The sequence below is a fragment of the Flavobacterium gillisiae genome, from assembly GCF_900107635.1.
GTDB lineage: Bacteria > Bacteroidota > Bacteroidia > Flavobacteriales > Flavobacteriaceae > Flavobacterium > Flavobacterium gillisiae.
The window spans coordinates 284902-300637 of sequence record NZ_FNRD01000002.1 but is presented as its reverse complement, the minus strand read 5'-3'; the positions used below and the strand labels follow the sequence as shown (position 1 = coordinate 300637).

Annotated in this window: 17 protein-coding genes; 9 read left to right on the top strand and 8 right to left on the bottom strand. The window is 34.6% G+C overall.

Going from position 1 to position 15736, the window contains the following annotated elements; genetic code table 11:
- Window positions 1-43 precede the first annotated feature (43 nt).
- Both BLV35_RS04810 and BLV35_RS04805 read left to right on the top strand, forming a co-directional pair.
- A complete protein-coding gene (locus BLV35_RS04810; RefSeq protein WP_091085534.1) occupies window positions 44-448 on the top strand; it encodes an OsmC family protein in 405 nt (134 codons plus the stop codon).
- Between the two features lie 126 nt (window positions 449-574).
- On the top strand, window positions 575-1795 hold the full coding sequence (locus tag BLV35_RS04805) for a multidrug effflux MFS transporter (RefSeq protein WP_091085530.1): 1221 nt from the start codon (window positions 575-577) through the stop codon (window positions 1793-1795).
- Window positions 1796-1987: 192 nt separating this feature from the next.
- Here the strand turns inward: BLV35_RS04805 and BLV35_RS04800 are convergent, their stop codons facing one another.
- Window positions 1988-2620, bottom strand: coding sequence for an SDR family oxidoreductase (locus BLV35_RS04800; protein WP_091085527.1), 633 nt, complete (start codon window positions 2618-2620; stop codon window positions 1988-1990).
- A gap of 273 nt (window positions 2621-2893) precedes the next feature.
- Between BLV35_RS04800 and BLV35_RS04795 the strand changes: the two genes are divergently transcribed.
- The 5 genes from BLV35_RS04795 (at window position 2894) to BLV35_RS04775 (ending at window position 6617) form a co-directional block, all read left to right on the top strand.
- Window positions 2894-3763 carry an AraC family transcriptional regulator gene (locus tag BLV35_RS04795; protein ID WP_245712010.1) on the top strand — a complete coding sequence of 290 codons (870 nt, stop codon included), beginning with the start codon at window positions 2894-2896 and terminating at the stop codon, window positions 3761-3763.
- Window positions 3764-3865: 102 nt separating this feature from the next.
- Window positions 3866-4735: a nuclear transport factor 2 family protein gene (locus BLV35_RS04790; protein ID WP_143031835.1), complete on the top strand. Its 870-nt coding sequence runs from the start codon at window positions 3866-3868 to the stop codon at window positions 4733-4735.
- 194 nt (window positions 4736-4929) lie between these two features.
- A complete protein-coding gene (locus tag BLV35_RS04785; protein ID WP_091085524.1) occupies window positions 4930-5493 on the top strand; it encodes a TetR/AcrR family transcriptional regulator in 564 nt (187 codons plus the stop codon).
- Window positions 5494-5567: 74 nt separating this feature from the next.
- On the top strand, window positions 5568-6116 hold the full coding sequence (locus tag BLV35_RS04780) for a carboxymuconolactone decarboxylase family protein (RefSeq protein ID WP_091085523.1): 549 nt from the start codon (window positions 5568-5570) through the stop codon (window positions 6114-6116).
- A gap of 192 nt (window positions 6117-6308) precedes the next feature.
- A complete protein-coding gene (locus BLV35_RS04775) occupies window positions 6309-6617 on the top strand; it encodes an EthD family reductase (RefSeq protein ID WP_091085520.1) in 309 nt (102 codons plus the stop codon).
- Between the two features lie 266 nt (window positions 6618-6883).
- Here BLV35_RS04775 and BLV35_RS04770 read toward each other — a convergent pair whose 3' ends face one another.
- Window positions 6884-7819: an HU domain-containing protein gene (locus tag BLV35_RS04770; protein WP_091085518.1), complete on the bottom strand. Its 936-nt coding sequence runs from the start codon at window positions 7817-7819 to the stop codon at window positions 6884-6886.
- 103 nt (window positions 7820-7922) lie between these two features.
- Here BLV35_RS04770 and dprA point away from each other — a divergent pair, with 103 nt between their 5' ends.
- On the top strand, window positions 7923-9023 hold the full coding sequence (dprA, locus tag BLV35_RS04765) for a DNA-processing protein DprA (RefSeq protein ID WP_091085513.1): 1101 nt from the start codon (window positions 7923-7925) through the stop codon (window positions 9021-9023).
- 326 nt (window positions 9024-9349) lie between these two features.
- On the opposite strand, the gene BLV35_RS04760 is transcribed toward dprA, so the two are convergent.
- The 5 genes from BLV35_RS04760 to BLV35_RS04740 all read right to left on the bottom strand — a co-directional run bounded on the left by BLV35_RS04760 (window position 9350) and on the right by BLV35_RS04740 (window position 13605).
- Window positions 9350-9784: a hypothetical protein gene (locus BLV35_RS04760; protein ID WP_091085508.1), complete on the bottom strand. Its 435-nt coding sequence runs from the start codon at window positions 9782-9784 to the stop codon at window positions 9350-9352.
- Between the two features lie 369 nt (window positions 9785-10153).
- Window positions 10154-10858, bottom strand: a complete 705-nt coding sequence (locus tag BLV35_RS04755) for a hypothetical protein (protein ID WP_143031834.1) — start codon at window positions 10856-10858, stop codon at window positions 10154-10156.
- Window positions 10821-11426, bottom strand: a complete 606-nt coding sequence (locus BLV35_RS04750) for a hypothetical protein (protein ID WP_091085504.1) — start codon at window positions 11424-11426, stop codon at window positions 10821-10823. The genes BLV35_RS04755 and BLV35_RS04750 overlap by 38 nt, the downstream gene beginning before the upstream one ends.
- 688 nt (window positions 11427-12114) lie before the next feature.
- Window positions 12115-13089, bottom strand: a complete 975-nt coding sequence (gene trpS, locus BLV35_RS04745) for a tryptophan--tRNA ligase (RefSeq protein WP_091085501.1) — start codon at window positions 13087-13089, stop codon at window positions 12115-12117.
- 138 nt (window positions 13090-13227) lie between these two features.
- Window positions 13228-13605, bottom strand: coding sequence for a GxxExxY protein (locus BLV35_RS04740; protein WP_091085497.1), 378 nt, complete (start codon window positions 13603-13605; stop codon window positions 13228-13230).
- A 104-nt stretch (window positions 13606-13709) separates the two neighbouring features.
- Between BLV35_RS04740 and BLV35_RS04735 the strand changes: the two genes are divergently transcribed.
- Entirely contained in the window at window positions 13710-14492 is a 783-nt protein-coding gene (locus BLV35_RS04735) for a lysophospholipid acyltransferase family protein (RefSeq protein ID WP_091085811.1), read from the top strand.
- Window positions 14493-14529: 37 nt separating this feature from the next.
- Here BLV35_RS04735 and recA read toward each other — a convergent pair whose 3' ends face one another.
- On the bottom strand, window positions 14530-15537 hold the full coding sequence (gene recA / locus BLV35_RS04730) for a recombinase RecA (protein WP_091085808.1): 1008 nt from the start codon (window positions 15535-15537) through the stop codon (window positions 14530-14532).
- Window positions 15538-15736 lie beyond the last annotated feature (199 nt).

Sequence of the window (15736 nt, the reverse complement as noted above, 5' to 3'; positions counted from 1 at the left end):
AGTGGTTTGATCCACAATTTTCTATACTAAACCCATTCACTCTATGAACTATTCTGTCAAAGCCAGTATTTCCTCTAATAAAAATGCAGCTGTACATATCAAGGAATCCGAGATTAGTTTTGGGATTTCTCCCGATACAGAAGCGAGTTTACCCAATCCCGCAGAATTGTTTCTAGGATCCTTTTCGGCTTGTATTCTTAAAAATGTAGCGCGTTTTTCGGTGATGATGAATTTTGAATATTCAAACGCCGAGTTAACCGTAAATGCAGTACGATTAGAAAAACCACCAAGAATGGATGAAATACAATATGAATTGCTCATCTACAGTCATGACGAAAGCTTAAATATTGATTTGCTTCAAAAGAATATTGAAAAATTTGGAACTATCTTCAATACAGTTAAAGCATGCTGCTCAGTCAGCGGTACCATTAGAAAAATAAGCGTTTAAAAATCGGTGACAACTACAATAAATCCAGTTTTTAACTAACTATTCGCTACTAAAAAGGCAAAACTAAAAAGGTTTGGAATTTCATAAAACAGTGCCGAAACCAAATCAATACTGTATTTTTGCCTGATGCAAAATAATATCCGAACTTCCCAATTTGAATTTGTCGCACTTATGGCGTCACTAATGTCGGTGGTAGCATTAGCGATTGATGCTTTATTGCCAGCGCTGGAGATTATTGGAATAACCATTGGTACTACTGAAGTTGTGGATAATCAACTGCTCATTACGATGATCTTTCTTGGTCTTGGATTTGGCCCTTTAATTTTTGGTCCACTTTCTGATAGTTTAGGGAGAAAACCAGTGGTTTACATGGGTTTTGCCTTGTTCATTGGTGCTAGTTTTATTTGTGTAAACGCTACAAGTTTAGAAGTGATGGTAGTGGGTAGAATATTGCAAGGAATAGGATTGTCGGCTCCTAGAACCATTAGTATTGCCATTATTCGCGATATGTACAGCGGCGATTATATGGCGCGTATCATGTCATTTGTGACGGTTGTTTTTATATTAGTTCCTGTGATTGCTCCTGCTTTGGGTAAATTTGTGCTGGATTACTACAACTGGCATGGGATTTTTTATATTCAAGTAGTGATTAGTCTTTTTGTTTCTTTCTGGTTTTGGAAAAGACAACCGGAGACTTTATCCATAGAGAACAAAAAAGTGTTCTCCGCAACCGGTTTTATAGGCGAATTTAAAGAGCTATTCAAATTTAAAAAAACCGTTGGTTTCACCATTATTTCGGGATTTATTACTGGATCTTTTATGGTGTACCTCAGTAGTTCCCAACAAATATTCCAGAATCAATACAATCTTGAGGAAGAGTTTCCATACATTTTCGCCGGACTGGCAATTGCAATTGGTGCAGCTGTTTTTTCTAATGGCGTTCTAGTAATAAAATACGGAATGGAGAAATTAATTACGGTTGCATTAGTTTCTTTCTTCGTGGTTTCGGCAACTTACGTAGCTTTATTTTATAATGCGCCAAATCCAGATGTGCGGATTTTGATACTGTTTTTCGGTTTGCAATTTTTTAGTATTGGTTTCCTATTCGGAAATATACGCGCCATGGCCATGGAGCCAGTAGGTCATATTGCTGGGACAGCCGCAGCAGTTACGGGATGTATTTCTACAATTATGGCAGTGCCAATAAGTATCTTCATTGGCCGATTTATTGCTGACACGGCTTTGCCACTGTTTGTTGGGTTTTCAATATGCGCGGCCTTGGCAATTGGGCTGCTTATTTATTTAAAAAATAACGAAAAACGAACAATTAAAGCCCTTTCTGAATAGAGTGCTGCTGACAAATAACGAAGTGGCTTATTTAGTTATAACATATACTAAAATTTTTAGAAGCAATATTTTTTTAAAACAACAAATAAAAAAACCGAAACTACTTTAATCAATAAAGTTCTTTCGGTTTTTTTTGGTTGAATCAATAATTGTATTCTATTATAAATCTAAACTGCGTACTTTATATTCTTATTAACTGATTTTATTCAACGCATTCTGAATCGAAGTATCTCCTTTTATAATTTCGAATGTTGCATTGTGAGCGGTTTTATCTTCTAAGCTTTGCACTAATGTTTGTGCAACATCGGCTCTACTGATTTCGCCATGTTTATTTAACTTTTGCTTCAACTCAATCATTTCTAATTGCGAGTCATTCGTTAAAGTTCCTGGTCTAACAATACTGTAGTTTAATCCGCTGCTTTTTAAATATTCATCAGCATTATGCTTTGCTTTCAAATACTCTTGCAATTGAGTTGCTTCTTCGGGTTTGTCTGCTCCCATAGAACTCAACATTACAAATTTCTTGATATTTGCCTTTTTAGAAGCATCTATTAATTTTTTAGCGCCTTCTTGATCTACACCTATCACATTTTTACCCGCTGAACCCGCGGCAAAAATGACACGGTCAATTGGATTAGTAAATACGGAAGTAACATCAGCTTCTAAATCGCCCAAGACAGTTTGAATATTTTGGTTCTTAAAATAGGCTTGTTGTTCTTCTTTTCTAACCATAGCAATAGGGTTGAAATTTTGAGATTTATTTAAAAGGTCTACTATTTTTTTTCCTGTAGTGCCATTAGCACCGGCTACTAATATATTTTCCATATTTAAAAGTACAAAACTGGTTTCACTAACGGCTGATGAATATAGTGTTTAACTTGAGTTTAATACTTTTTAACGTTCTTTTAGAATCTGTTTTAGTATTGTTATCAGTTAGAAAAGATCATGTCGAATAATCTAATGGGTTAACAAGCCTCAGACCTTTGTTTTTAAGAACCGTTTTGTCTTTGAGTGAAATTCCTATATTTGCGCAGGCAATCGAGCAGTAAAGAGCTTAAATCCGCCTTTTATATTATTTTTTCATTAGAACAAAAAAATTTGACTGAAGACATTCTGAAATACGATTTTAAAGAAGGATTGCCACAAGAGTTTGAAATTCTTCAAATGAAGCAACTCTATGCCGAATTTAAAGCAGAAATAACGGTAGCACATCGCGCCGAATTCTACCAGGTTCTTTGGTTTCAAAAAGGGGGATCCGTGCATTATGTTGATTTTAAGCCCATAGTTATTGAGCCAAACACGGTTGTTCTTGTCAATAAAAACAGTGTACAGCAATTTGACAGGAAGGTTCCTATGGAAGGAAAGGTAATTTTGTTTACGGATCATTTTTTCTGTAAAGAAGCGTCTGATGTTCGTTTTTTGAAAAGTAGCATTTTATTCAACGATTTATTCGAAACCCCTCACATTGTGATTCCGAATATCAGCTCCATTTTTAGCGAACTTATTACCGCTTTAGAAACAGAGATTGAGCAACAAAAAGACGAATATCAAGCGGATGTTTTACGCAATTATCTCCGTAATTTTTTATTGCTTTTGGAACGTGAAAGACGCAATCAAGATTTTACTGAAATTAAGAAAGGACCAGATTTAGATTATATAATGATTTTTAAAGAATTGCTAGAGCATCAATTTCACCATAATAAGCAAGTCAATAGTTATGCTACTCAAATGTACATTACTAAAAAGAGACTCAATCTCGCTACTTCAAAAGTCTTGGGCTTAACGCCAAAAAAAATCATCGATGATCGTATCATGCTAGAAGCCAAAAGGCTTTTGGCACATTCAACTACATCTGTTAAGGAAATTAGTTTTGCTTTGGGATTTGAGGAACCTACTAATTTTGTTAAGTATTTCCGTAAAAACCATCTTTCTACACCACTCGAATTTAGAGATAGCTTTTTGAGTTAATTTCAATTCTGGCACAAATTTACCATCCAAAGGACTTTTTGTATCCCTTTTCTTTTTGATTACCGTCGCACCTTTGCATCATCAATTTATAACAATAAAAAAATGATCAAATCAATAACAAGTGCTGCATTAATTTTTGGACTAAGCCTAACAGCTTCTTACGGTCAAACATCTAAAAAATCAAAAATTAAAAAAGAAAACACCATGGAAATTTCAAACAAACAAAAAGTAGTCGCATTACTAAAATCAATCGAAACAGGAGCTCATGAGCCAGCGGGTTATATTAATCCTGAAAAATACATTCAGCACAATCTAGGAGTAGGGGATGGATTAGCTGGTTTTGGAGCACTTTTGCAACAATTGCCGCCTAATTCAGCTAAAGTAAATACAGTTCGTGCTTTTGAAGATGGTGATTTTGTTTTCACACAAACAGATTATAATTTCTTCGGACCAAAAATAGGTTTTGATATCTTTAGATTCGAAAACGGAAAAATCGTAGAACATTGGGATAATTTACAAGAAACTCCAGCAACTGCAAACCCAAGCGGACACTCGATGATTGACGGAGCTACTGAAATTAAAGATCTTGATAAAACAGAAGCGAACAAAGCATTAGTTAAGAATTTCGTTTCTGATATTTTAGTTAATGGTAAAATGGAAAAGTTAGCAGGGTACTTTAATGGTGATGATTATATCCAACACAATCCTAACATTCCTGACCAATTATCAGGTTTAGGTGGAGCATTGGGAGCACTTGCAAAACAGGGAATTTTCATGAAATATGATACAATTCACAATGTCTTAGGTCAAGGAAATTTTGTTCTAGTTGTTAGTGAAGGGCACTTTGGCGCAGACCATAATTCATTTTATGATTTATTTAGAGTGGAGAATGGCAAAATCGCTGAACACTGGGACGTTGTAGAAACAATTGCAGCCCAAGATACTTGGAAAAACACGAACGGTAAGTTCTAATAAATAGTATCATTTAAAGATAAACAACAGCAATTTATTTGTTAGCAGCACCCGATAGGTTTCTAAAGTCTATCGGGTGTTTGTTATTTAAAGGTCTGATTTATAGTAAGTATTTAGTAGCAAACGTTAAAAGTTTCCAAATAATTTTTTTATTTCAAAGCATCTGCTTAGTTTTGCACCGTATTAAAATAGTAATGGCAAGAAGCAAACAATATAACGAGCAGGAAGTTCTAGAAAAAGCAATGTCTTTGTTCTGGCGCAATGGGTATGAAAACACCTCTGTACGTATGTTGGAAAAGGAAATGGGAATCAATCAATTTTCGATTTATGCTAGTTTTGGTAGTAAGCAAGGGCTGTTTTTAGAAAGTTTAAAATGCTACAAAAGCAAAGTAAACTGCATGTTCGAAAAGTTTAAAAACAGCACAAACGGAATCAACGACATCAAAGATTTTTTCTATGATTCGGTTCAAGTCCCAATCGAGGTAGGGAACTACAAAGGCTGTTTCTTGACCAATACTTACAACGAATTTGCAGAAGCAGAAGACCAAATCATTAATACACAAATGGTAGAATTTATGGGTGGCATCAAACAGCTATTCATAGAAAAAATTCGAAGCGATAAAAGTAAAGACGAACAAACGGTATTGAAGCAAGCCAATTATTTGCTACTAGCAAAACACGGACTTGCCGCAGCATCAAGAGTCAACGATAAACAAGAAATAGAAGATTATATTGAATTAACGTTCAAAAACCTCTAGCTTTTTTTTGTTCTAAAACTAAGCAAGTGCTTAGAAATATTAAATAAAACTAAAAACAATTTAAAATCAAAATTATGACAACTTTAAAAATTCACTCTATCGAGTCTGCTCCAGAAGAAAGCAAAGCATTATTACAAGATTCGCAAAAAGCATACGGAATGATTCCAGGATTGCACGGTGTATTAGCTGCGTCTCCTAGTGCTTTAAAAGGGTACCAAGTATTACATGAGTTATTTGTAGCTTCTTCATTCAACGAAGAAGAATTGACAGTAGTTTGGCAAACCATCAACGTAGAGCACGCTTGTCATTACTGCGTTCCAGCACACACAGGAATTGCTCACATGATGAAAGTAGACAACGCTATTATCGAGTCGTTACGTAACGAAACTCCATTAGCTGATGCTAAATTAGAAGCTTTACGTACATTTACATTAAGCATGGTTCGCAACCGTGGAAACGTTTCTGAAGAAGAATTAAATGCATTTTATGCAGCAGGTTACGGTGAGCAACAAGTGCTAGATATCATCCTAGGATTATCTCAAAAAGTGATTAGTAACTATACAAATCACATTGCAAATACTCCTGTTGATGCTGCATTTCAAAAATTTGCTTGGTCAAAATAAGCAGTAAGCGATCAAAGTAACTTACCGTATTTTGTATCTTTGGGCAGCAATTCCGCCCTCCGTTCCCGCTTTTTTTGCTCCGCTATGCTGCACAAAAAAGAGCTCCACTCCCGTCGGGCTGCGCGAAAGTGCATAAAGAACGTTCCCAGTACAAAATACGGGTAGTAACTTATAAATCTAAAAACGAGAATCATGATAAAAGTAAGCGTAATGTATCCTAGTGGTCCAGACACCACATTTGATGTAGAATATTACAAAAACACACATCTTCCTATGATTAAGGAAGCCTTGGGTGATGCCTTAAAAGGATTAGAATTGAATATTGGATTAGCAGGTAGAGCTCCAGGTGAGTCAGCTCCTTATGTGGCTATCGCACATTTAACATTTGATTCCTTGGAGGCTTTTCAAGCTTATTTTATACCGCATTCTGCTACATTTGCAGCAGATATTCCTAATTACACCAATACAAAGGGCGTGCTTCAAATTAGCGAGATTGTTTAAATAGAAAAGCGATTTAGGGTAGTTCCTAAATCGCTTTTTATTTAAAGGTAAAATAAGGCATTCTCATGCGGAGTTTAGTCCAAAGCTGTTACAATATATGGTTTTTATAAAATCATCTGTTTAACATCTTAAAAAAGGCTTTTATTAAGGGTAATGGAGTAAAATGGCTTTAAGTAATAGCCGTCCTTGTATTCATAAGAATCAATTTGAGCATAAAAAAACCTCCAAAAGTTATTTGGAGGTTTCAGTTTTAATAGAGTTTATTTTTACAAATCTTCGATCAAGACCCAAGCTTCTGGGTTGTCGTTTTTCTGAATCTCTTTCTTTGCTTTTTCAGCTTCGGCAAAAGTGGCATAACTTCCATAAAGAACAGGATAAAGGCCATATTTGTTAATGCCGATACGTCTGGCTTTATATCCTTGGTTTGATAACCTTTTGTAAATTTTATCAGCATTTGCTTCCTCTCTAAAAGCACCGGCCATAATGTGATACGACATCTTACTTTCTTTTATCGAAAGGGTTACCGCAGGCAGTGGACTTTTTATAAAGAAAGTAGCTTCTTGAATTTTATTGTTTACTTGTTTTTGAACAGCCGTTTCAACCAAAACCGTTTCGGAATTGATTTGGTTTTGATATACAGAATAACTAACAGTGCTAGTTAATGCTAATCCTAAAACAAAAATAGCGGCATATTGTAAATAAGAACGACCGCTTCTTTCTTCTGTATCTAAAGTAATAATAGCGTCCTCTTCTAATGCTTCGATTTTTTGCTCGAAAATTTCTCTTTTTACAGCCGGAGAAACAAAAGCGCTTAAACCAAAAGAACTAGTCAAATAATTAGTTTGATCTAAAGGTTTGAAAACAATATTGTTGTCTGCGTTAAGACTTATGTCTCCTACGTTTTTTATCGAAAAACTTCCATTTGCTTCTAATGCTTTTTTCCAGTTCAATACTTCATACTGAATAGCACTTACTGCATAATCATAAGAGGTTTTCTCTGATTGAGCAATATGGTTGGCTAAAAGGCCATCGTTATTTTTTAAGTTGGCATTGAAAGAGATCATCTTTTTTGGAGGAAAAAATGAATTTGCGCTTTCAACCCACTTTGCCGATTGGATTTCAGTCAAAAATGCACCGAATCCAGGAACGGTAACACATTGATAACGATATAAAAGCTGCGCGATGTAAGGTTCGATGTTCATAGAGACAAAGTTATACAATGAAAATAGTTATCAAAATTTTATTCACAATTTTTATTAACAATCAGCGTATTTTTTTTATACATTTCAACTACAAATAATTAGCATGACAGAACAAGATTTATTTTATTTATTGGCCTTGCAAAGAGTGGAGGGTGTAGGCGACATTATGGCTAAAAAGCTTCTGACTCATTGTGGCAGTGCCGAGGCCGTTTTTAAAACCAAGTCTACCCAACTTGGCGCCATTGATGGTGTGGGTTCGATGTTACTTAGAAACCTGAAAAATCAGGCTGTTTTTGATAAAGCCAATGCAGAAATGGAGTTCATACGATCAAACGAGATTAATGTAACACATTTTCAAGACGAAAAATATCCTGAACGGTTGAAGCATTGTATCGACGGCCCTTTGTTATTATTCACTTCTGGAAACATTAATTTAAAAAACAGAAAAATAATCAGTATCGTTGGGACGCGACAAATCACGTCTTACGGCGCAGAGTTCTGTCGGAAGCTGATCGAGGATTTGGCTCCGCTGGATCCAGTAATCGTTAGTGGTTTTGCGTACGGCGTTGATATCGTGGTGCACCAACTAGCGATGGAACATAATTTGCAGACAATAGGAGTAGTAGCACATGGTTTGAACCAAATCTATCCCAAAACACACAAAAAGTATGTCGCCAAGGTCGAGCAGAACGGCGGATTCATGACGGAGTTTTGGAGTTCATCGAATCCCGATAAAGAAAATTTCGTGCGTAGAAATAGAATCGTAGCGGGAATGAGCGAGGCAACCATCGTCATCGAATCGGCAGATCGAGGTGGTTCACTGATCACGGCTAATATGGCCAATGATTACAACCGCGATGTTTTTGCTGTTCCAGGTCGGGTGACTGACAAATATTCCCAAGGCTGCAATAACCTGATCAAAACCCAAAAAGCGAACGTACTCACCAGCGCCGCGGATTTGGTTTACATTCTGAATTGGGATATTCAGAAAGAATCGAAGCCCGTACAAAAACAATTGTTTGTGACTCTAGAGGACGATGAACAAAAAGTGTATGATTATCTACTAAAAACAGGAAAAGAAGTGATGGATATCATTGCTTTGCGATGTGATTTTCCTATTTATAGGATTTCTGGGATGCTGTTAAATATGGAGCTGAAAGGCGTAGTGCGGCCATTGCCAGGGAAATTGTTTGAGGCGATATAAACAGATATTATAAAAACCGCAGATTCGCAGATTATTACTATTTATAGTAATCTGCGAATCTGCGGTTAATTTTTATAAGTCTAGAACTAAAGACTTACTGCACTTCAAATCCCAGTTTTTCTCTAACTCTCGCTAGAACACCATTGGCAACTTCGCTATTATGGTGTTTTTTTATGGAAGTACATAGGTGTTGATTTTCTTCCAAGTACCATTTACGTTTTCCATTAATATTGTTTCGGAGCTTCCTCCGTACATAAAACCGACTATGTAAGAGCTTTTGAAAAATAAAGCAAATTTTTTATTCGAGCTTATTATTGGTTTTGATATTAATAAAGCATTTTCCAAGTCATGTTTTTGGCGTATGGAGCTGTCTGTAATAAAATTTCTTTTTTCTTAAAAATTTTAAATTTAGGTCGAATAAAATCCTTTTTTTTCCAGTGATATGTTATAGTATCTTTCGAGTGTTTTTCTTTTAATTTTGAAATCTCTAAAGAATCTATTGGCCATTGTGGAGTTCGCTTATTATTGAAAGAGATCATTCTGACTTTATGCGTTTCTAGAGGAATGTTTCTGTCTAAATACGCTTTCTCGTAGTTTTCTAATGGAAGTATTCTTGGATATGCTTCTTCTACTAGTACGCTATAATAATATTTTCCAGCTGTTTCTTCTTTTATAAAATCGGGTATTATTCGCTTTTCAAAATTGTTAGAAGCGCAAGAAAAAAATATTAAACACAAGATGCAGTATATATAATATTTCATGATTTTAATTTATTTTGTACAAGGTTCTCCTTTTGGGGTATAATTTCCTTTATCCCCCTCTGGTACTCGTTTATAACGAGTGCCTACTTACTTTTTAGCACTAAATATAGCGTTTAAAACGCGACTCATTTACCTAACTATTGAATATTACATATTTTATAGGTTTGAACGAAACAATGCTTTTACGCATTTCTATTTTTTAATGATCCGAGTTGCAAACGCTAGGTTTTGTATTATCAATTTAGATAGGTACTCGCCGTAGGCAAGCACCAGAACGATAAAACAAACGAGTGCCAGCGGGAGTGGATTATTTTATGTGCAAATACTGTCGCTATTACTTAATCAGATAATGTAGCTAAGGTTTGTATTTTATTTAGATTGCTTAATTAAGTCCATAACTCTACTGTTATTTTTCAATTTTATAATATCATCTTGGTATTCAAGTATTTTATATTTTTCTGTTTCATTTTTTATGGCTTTTGGGTGTCCAAAACCAATTATTACACTTTTGCTCATATACACATCAATAATGTAATTAGTATTAACATCTATATAAATAACTTGTTTTGCTAAAAACGCTCCATCGATATGGATTTCCATTTTAGAATTACGTTCAACTTTTTTAAAACTGAGCGTAGCTACTCCATTTGAATCTGTTTTCGTTGATTTATAATTTGGATACGAATAAATTTGAATATTTTGTATTGGTGTTTTATTAAAATTATATGCGTTAAACTTGATTTGAATAGAATCTTTTGAATTGTAGTAACGCCTTGATTTATAATAACTATCTTCTTTGATTTCAGTCAAATCATAATTTAAAATTAAGCTGTCGTTTTTTATTTGATAATAACCTTTGCCAAATTCATCATCTCCTAAACTGGCACCTGAATGGTACTCAAATGTTCCATTTGTATTAAAATCAAAATAATTATAATGTTCCTGATGTGGCATTAAGCTACTATATATCCCAGTTATTTTCTTTTGGCAGAACATGTAGTTTGATGTGAATAAAAAAACTATTAATAATACATATTTAATCACATTTTGTCCCTTGAGCTTCGCTGTTTCCATTTTGTTCATTTAATATTATGTCCGCTATTGTTTGTCTATCATCTGCATTGGGTACAATTTCTTTAAAAGTATCTACTTCTGCAACAATAGTACCACTTATATCTACTTGAAACATTCCAGAATATGCCATAGATTTATAGTAATCCCAACCTAAACTTCCAGCTGTTCCGTATCCTTTATCCCATTCGTACAAAGAATATGCAACTGCATTAATATATTGACCCATAAAATTATGATGAAACGTATTCATGTCTGTGAATCCCTTATCAGACGCATATTGACGTAATTTGTCTTGAAAAGGTTTATCTTCAAAATCAGAATAGCCATAAAAATAGGCATTTATTACTGCATGTACAGTTTCGTGAATCATAGTTCTAGCTACAGATAACTTTGTAGCATTCAATAAATAACTATTGCTTATTGTAATTGTTGAACCTGTTGTACTTCCATTGGCACCACCAGTTAATATGCCGTTACGTATCGTTAAATGAGTATTATCACTATCGTTAAACAATTTTAATATTTCTTCTGAAAAATTTAAATCAATACCATCGCTTGCTATTAGCACTTCTGGCTTTAATGGGTTCTCAGTGTATAATCCATTACAAGCCCTCGCCTCGTAAAACGCATCTCTCGGTTCTTCTCCGTAGTAATTGCTGTGCTTTTTGTTTATATGTTATTGTTTGCTCATTGTTGTGGGCACGAAGTCAAAGACATTCGCACAGCAGCTCTTAGATTTATAAGCACACTTCGCAGAGCTGGTTGAGTCATCAACAACTTCATAAGCAAAATCTTTTAATATTTTTTTATCGCTTTTGATATAGTAAATATAATAACATAGACAAAAGCTGATAATTATTAATGAGATATAAATTAGTTTTTTCATGGTTGCGAATTATGAAATTGCTAAGAGCGTTTCTTTAAGTACACGAATAGTTTGTAGATCAAATAAAGTATTATAAATACAAAAAGTATATTTATTAATTGCCAGACTAACAAACCGATACTAAAATCTCCGAAGGTTTTTTCCATAAAATAAATTTCTAACACAGTTATTTATAAGTTACCTTTTAATATTTCCGAACATTTGTGCAGTCGGATAGGTACTTTATTTTGGGGCAAATATATAAATCGTTATCTGATTAAACTTACAAATAAATATTTGTAAATAAAACACCCGCTTTTGGTGATATTTTAAAAAACAAAACCCTTTCCGTTTTGACGGGAAAGGGTTGCAAATAGAATAGATTTAAGGATTAAACCTCAAATCCTAATTTCTCTCTAACTCTTGCTAGAACACCATTGGCAACAGCCGTAGCTTTATTAGCGCCTATTTTAAGTAAAGCGTCTACTTCAGGAAGGTTGTTTATGTAGTAATTGTATTTTTCTCTTTCGGTTTTGAATGTTTCGCATATAAGTTCAAACAAAGCTTGTTTGGCGTGACCGTAACCATAGTTTCCTCCAAGATAATTAGCTTTCATAGTTGCTAACTGCTCTTCGCTTGCTAATAATTTATAAATAGCAAACGCATTACAAGTTTCTGGATCTTTTGGGTCTTCTAGTGGTGTGCTGTCGGTTTCAATGCTCATCACCTGTTTGCGCAGTGACTTGTCATCCAGAAATATATTGATGATATTATTGGCTGATTTACTCATTTTTCCACCATTAGTTCCAGGAATCAGCATACTATCCTCCTGAATTTTAGCTTCTGGAATAACGAAGGTTTCGCCCATTTGGTGGTTGAATCTTGAAGCAACGTCTCTAGTTATTTCAAGATGTTGCAATTGGTCTTTCCCTACGGGTACCAACTCTGCATCATACAATAAAATATCGGCAGCCATCAACATCGGGTACGAAAACAACCCTGCGTTTACATCTTCTAATCGATCGGCTTTGTCTTTAAACGAATGCGCTAAAGTCAAACGTTGAAAAGGAAAAAAACAACTTAAATACCAAGACAATTCCGCAGTTTGTGGCACATCTGATTGTCTGTAAAAAACCACTTTATTTACGTCTAGTCCACAAGCCAGCCAAGCTGCTGCTGTGCTGTAAGTATTCGTTCTCAATAATTCTCCGTTTTTTATTTGCGTGATAGAATGCAAATCGGCAATGAAAAGAAACGATTCGTTTTTAGGATCATTTGATAATTGTATTGCCGGTATAATTGCGCCTAGTAAGTTTCCTAAATGTGGAGTTCCTGTACTTTGAACGCCTGTAAGTATTTTAGCCATTGTGATTTTTTTCTGAAGTGCGAAGTTCGTGTAGTTTATTTAGTTATTTACCGCAAAGTTCGGAAAGTTTTTTCGCAAAGTTTGCAAAGAATATTTTTTTCAAGGCCTAAGGTGTTAAAATGATGAATAACTTAGTAATTATAGGTTATTAACGACCCTTCTGATTCCGTTTTTTAATAGAATTTCATTAAAGTTGATAAGAAGTCCTAGTTTGTGTTTTCCCAGTTTTAAATAAGTTAAGGTCTGAGCTAAATGAATATCGGTTAAAGAATCTACACTTTTAAGTTCGATTATCAACTTCTTTTCAACTAATAAATCTACTCGGTAACCACAATCCAAATAAACGTCTTCGAATATTAAAGGCATGGCTTTTTCTTTTTCAACAAATAAGCCAGCTTGATTAATTTTAAAATACAAGCACTCTTTATAAGCGTTTTCTAATAAACCAGGACCAAGTCCTCTGTGTACGTCAATTGCTAAACCAATTACAATGTTAGAAATCTCATTTTCAGTCATTCTTGTTTTTTACTTTGCGTAAAACTTTGCGTTCTTTGCGGTTATATTTCCCAAATTTAATTCTTTTTAATAATAGTATCATTGGAATCCTTATTTTTGACGTCATGAAAGGAATAAAAATAATTTTCTGGACTTTGTGGCGGATGTGGTTTTATGTTTTATTTACTATCCCCATAGTGATTATGTTGCCGTTTTTAGTATTGTCTATCCTATCTGAAAAAGGATATCCATATTATTTTAAAATGTCTCGAATTTGGGCCAAATTCATACTCTTCGGAATGGGGTTTTACTATAAAATCGAAAAAAACCAAAACTTAGAACCGAATAAAAGTTATATGATCGTGGCCAATCACACTTCTATGACCGATATTATGCTGATGCTCGCCACGGTGAAAAACCCTTTTGTTTTTGTTGGAAAAGTAGAGTTGGGCAAGATTCCGTTATTTGGATTTTTCTATAAACGAACTTGTATTTTAGTAGACAGAGGTTGCTCTAAAAGCCGTTTGACAGTTTTTAATGAGGCTCAGAAAAGATTAGACCGCGGTTTAAGTGTTTGTATTTTTCCTGAAGGTGGTGTTCCAGATGATGAATCGATACTTTTAGATACGTTTAAAGACGGTGCATTTCGCCTCGCAATTGAACATCAAATCCCAATAGTTCCTATTACTTTTGCAGATAATAAAAAGAGACTTTCGTATACTTTTTTTAGCGGTGGTCCCGGATTAATGCGGGTTAAAATACATGAACAAATTGAAACCTCTGGAAAAACAGGAATAGACAGAAGACATATCAGGGAAGAAGTTCGAGATGTCATTCACACGCAACTAGTGGCGTATGAGAATGAAGCAAACGAGAAAAAATGGATGTTTTCAAAAAATAAAGTATAAAAAAAGAGTTGGCCATGGCCAACTCTTTTTTTTAGTTTTATGCGTCTGCTAATTCTTTTATTCTTTCCTTGATTTTAGCTTCAAGTTCATCCGCTAATTCAGGATTATCTTTAATTAAAGATTTTACTGCATCACGTCCTTGCCCTAATTTAGTTTCACCATAACTGAACCAAGAACCTGCTTTTTTAATAATTTCAAACTCTACGGCAAGATCTAAAATCTCTCCTGTTTTTGAAATTCCTTCACCGTACATGATATCAAATTCGGCAATTTTAAAAGGCGGTGCTACTTTGTTTTTTACCACTTTTACTTTGGTTCTGTTACCTAGAACGCTGTCTCCGTCTTTAATTTGTGTAGAACGACGAATATCTAAACGTACCGAAGCGTAAAATTTCAATGCATTTCCACCGGTAGTCGTTTCAGGATTTCCAAACATTACTCCAATTTTCTCTCTCAATTGATTGATAAAGAAAACGGTACAATTTGTTTTGCTGATCGTTCCGGTTAGTTTTCTTAATGCCTGTGACATTAAACGAGCATGAAGTCCCATTTTAGAATCTCCCATTTCACCTTCGATCTCACTTTTTGGAGTCAAAGCAGCAACAGAGTCAATAACAACAATATCAATTGCTCCTGAACGAATCAAGTTTTCAGCAATTTCTAATGCCTGTTCTCCATTATCTGGTTGCGAAATAATAAGGTTTTCAATATCTACGCCTAATTTTTCAGCATAATTTCTGTCGAATGCATGCTCTGCATCTATAAATGCTGCAATTCCACCTGCTTTTTGAGCTTCTGCTATAGCATGAAGTGTCAACGTAGTCTTTCCAGATGATTCTGGGCCGTATATTTCGATTATTCTTCCTCTTGGATATCCACCAACTCCTAATGCTAAATCGATACCTAAAGACCCTGAAGAAATAGTTTCTACTTCAACAATGGCTTTATCGCCCATTTTCATTACAGTTCCTTTTCCGTAGGTTTTATCCAGTTTGTCAAGCGTAAGTTGTAGCGCTTTTAATTTAGCTTCTTTCTCTGTACTCATCTTCTCTTTCTCTTTTACCTTTTCTTTCATCTATTTGTATTGTTTTTCTATCTGTAACAAACTAACAGCATGGATTAGTATGCTATTAATTTCATTTAAAAGTAATTGTATGTTTTCGTAAAAATACTTCTTTTTATGATGTGAATTTTCTCTTTCAAGATTTTTTTTAAAACCTTAATTTTCTATAAAAAAGACAGTC

What these genes read in the sequence shown, in the direction of transcription:
- BLV35_RS04810 (WP_091085534.1), top strand. Translation starts at nt 44, where the DNA reads ATGAACTATTCTGTCAAAGCCAGTATTTCCTCTAATAAAAATGCAGCT.
- BLV35_RS04805 (WP_091085530.1), top strand. Translation starts at nt 575, where the DNA reads ATGCAAAATAATATCCGAACTTCCCAATTTGAATTTGTCGCACTTATG.
- BLV35_RS04800 (WP_091085527.1), bottom strand. Translation starts at nt 2,620, where the DNA reads ATGGAAAATATATTAGTAGCCGGTGCTAATGGCACTACAGGAAAAAAA.
- BLV35_RS04790 (WP_143031835.1), top strand. Translation starts at nt 3,866, where the DNA reads ATGATCAAATCAATAACAAGTGCTGCATTAATTTTTGGACTAAGCCTA.
- BLV35_RS04785 (WP_091085524.1), top strand. Translation starts at nt 4,930, where the DNA reads ATGGCAAGAAGCAAACAATATAACGAGCAGGAAGTTCTAGAAAAAGCA.
- BLV35_RS04780 (WP_091085523.1), top strand. Translation starts at nt 5,568, where the DNA reads ATGACAACTTTAAAAATTCACTCTATCGAGTCTGCTCCAGAAGAAAGC.
- BLV35_RS04775 (WP_091085520.1), top strand. Translation starts at nt 6,309, where the DNA reads ATGATAAAAGTAAGCGTAATGTATCCTAGTGGTCCAGACACCACATTT.
- BLV35_RS04770 (WP_091085518.1), bottom strand. Translation starts at nt 7,819, where the DNA reads ATGAACATCGAACCTTACATCGCGCAGCTTTTATATCGTTATCAATGT.
- dprA (WP_091085513.1), top strand. Translation starts at nt 7,923, where the DNA reads ATGACAGAACAAGATTTATTTTATTTATTGGCCTTGCAAAGAGTGGAG.
- BLV35_RS04760 (WP_091085508.1), bottom strand. Translation starts at nt 9,784, where the DNA reads ATGAAATATTATATATACTGCATCTTGTGTTTAATATTTTTTTCTTGC.
- BLV35_RS04755 (WP_143031834.1), bottom strand. Translation starts at nt 10,858, where the DNA reads ATGGAAACAGCGAAGCTCAAGGGACAAAATGTGATTAAATATGTATTA.
- trpS (WP_091085501.1), bottom strand. Translation starts at nt 13,089, where the DNA reads ATGGCTAAAATACTTACAGGCGTTCAAAGTACAGGAACTCCACATTTA.
- BLV35_RS04740 (WP_091085497.1), bottom strand. Translation starts at nt 13,605, where the DNA reads ATGACTGAAAATGAGATTTCTAACATTGTAATTGGTTTAGCAATTGAC.
- BLV35_RS04735 (WP_091085811.1), top strand. Translation starts at nt 13,710, where the DNA reads ATGAAAGGAATAAAAATAATTTTCTGGACTTTGTGGCGGATGTGGTTT.
- recA (WP_091085808.1), bottom strand. Translation starts at nt 15,537, where the DNA reads ATGAGTACAGAGAAAGAAGCTAAATTAAAAGCGCTACAACTTACGCTT.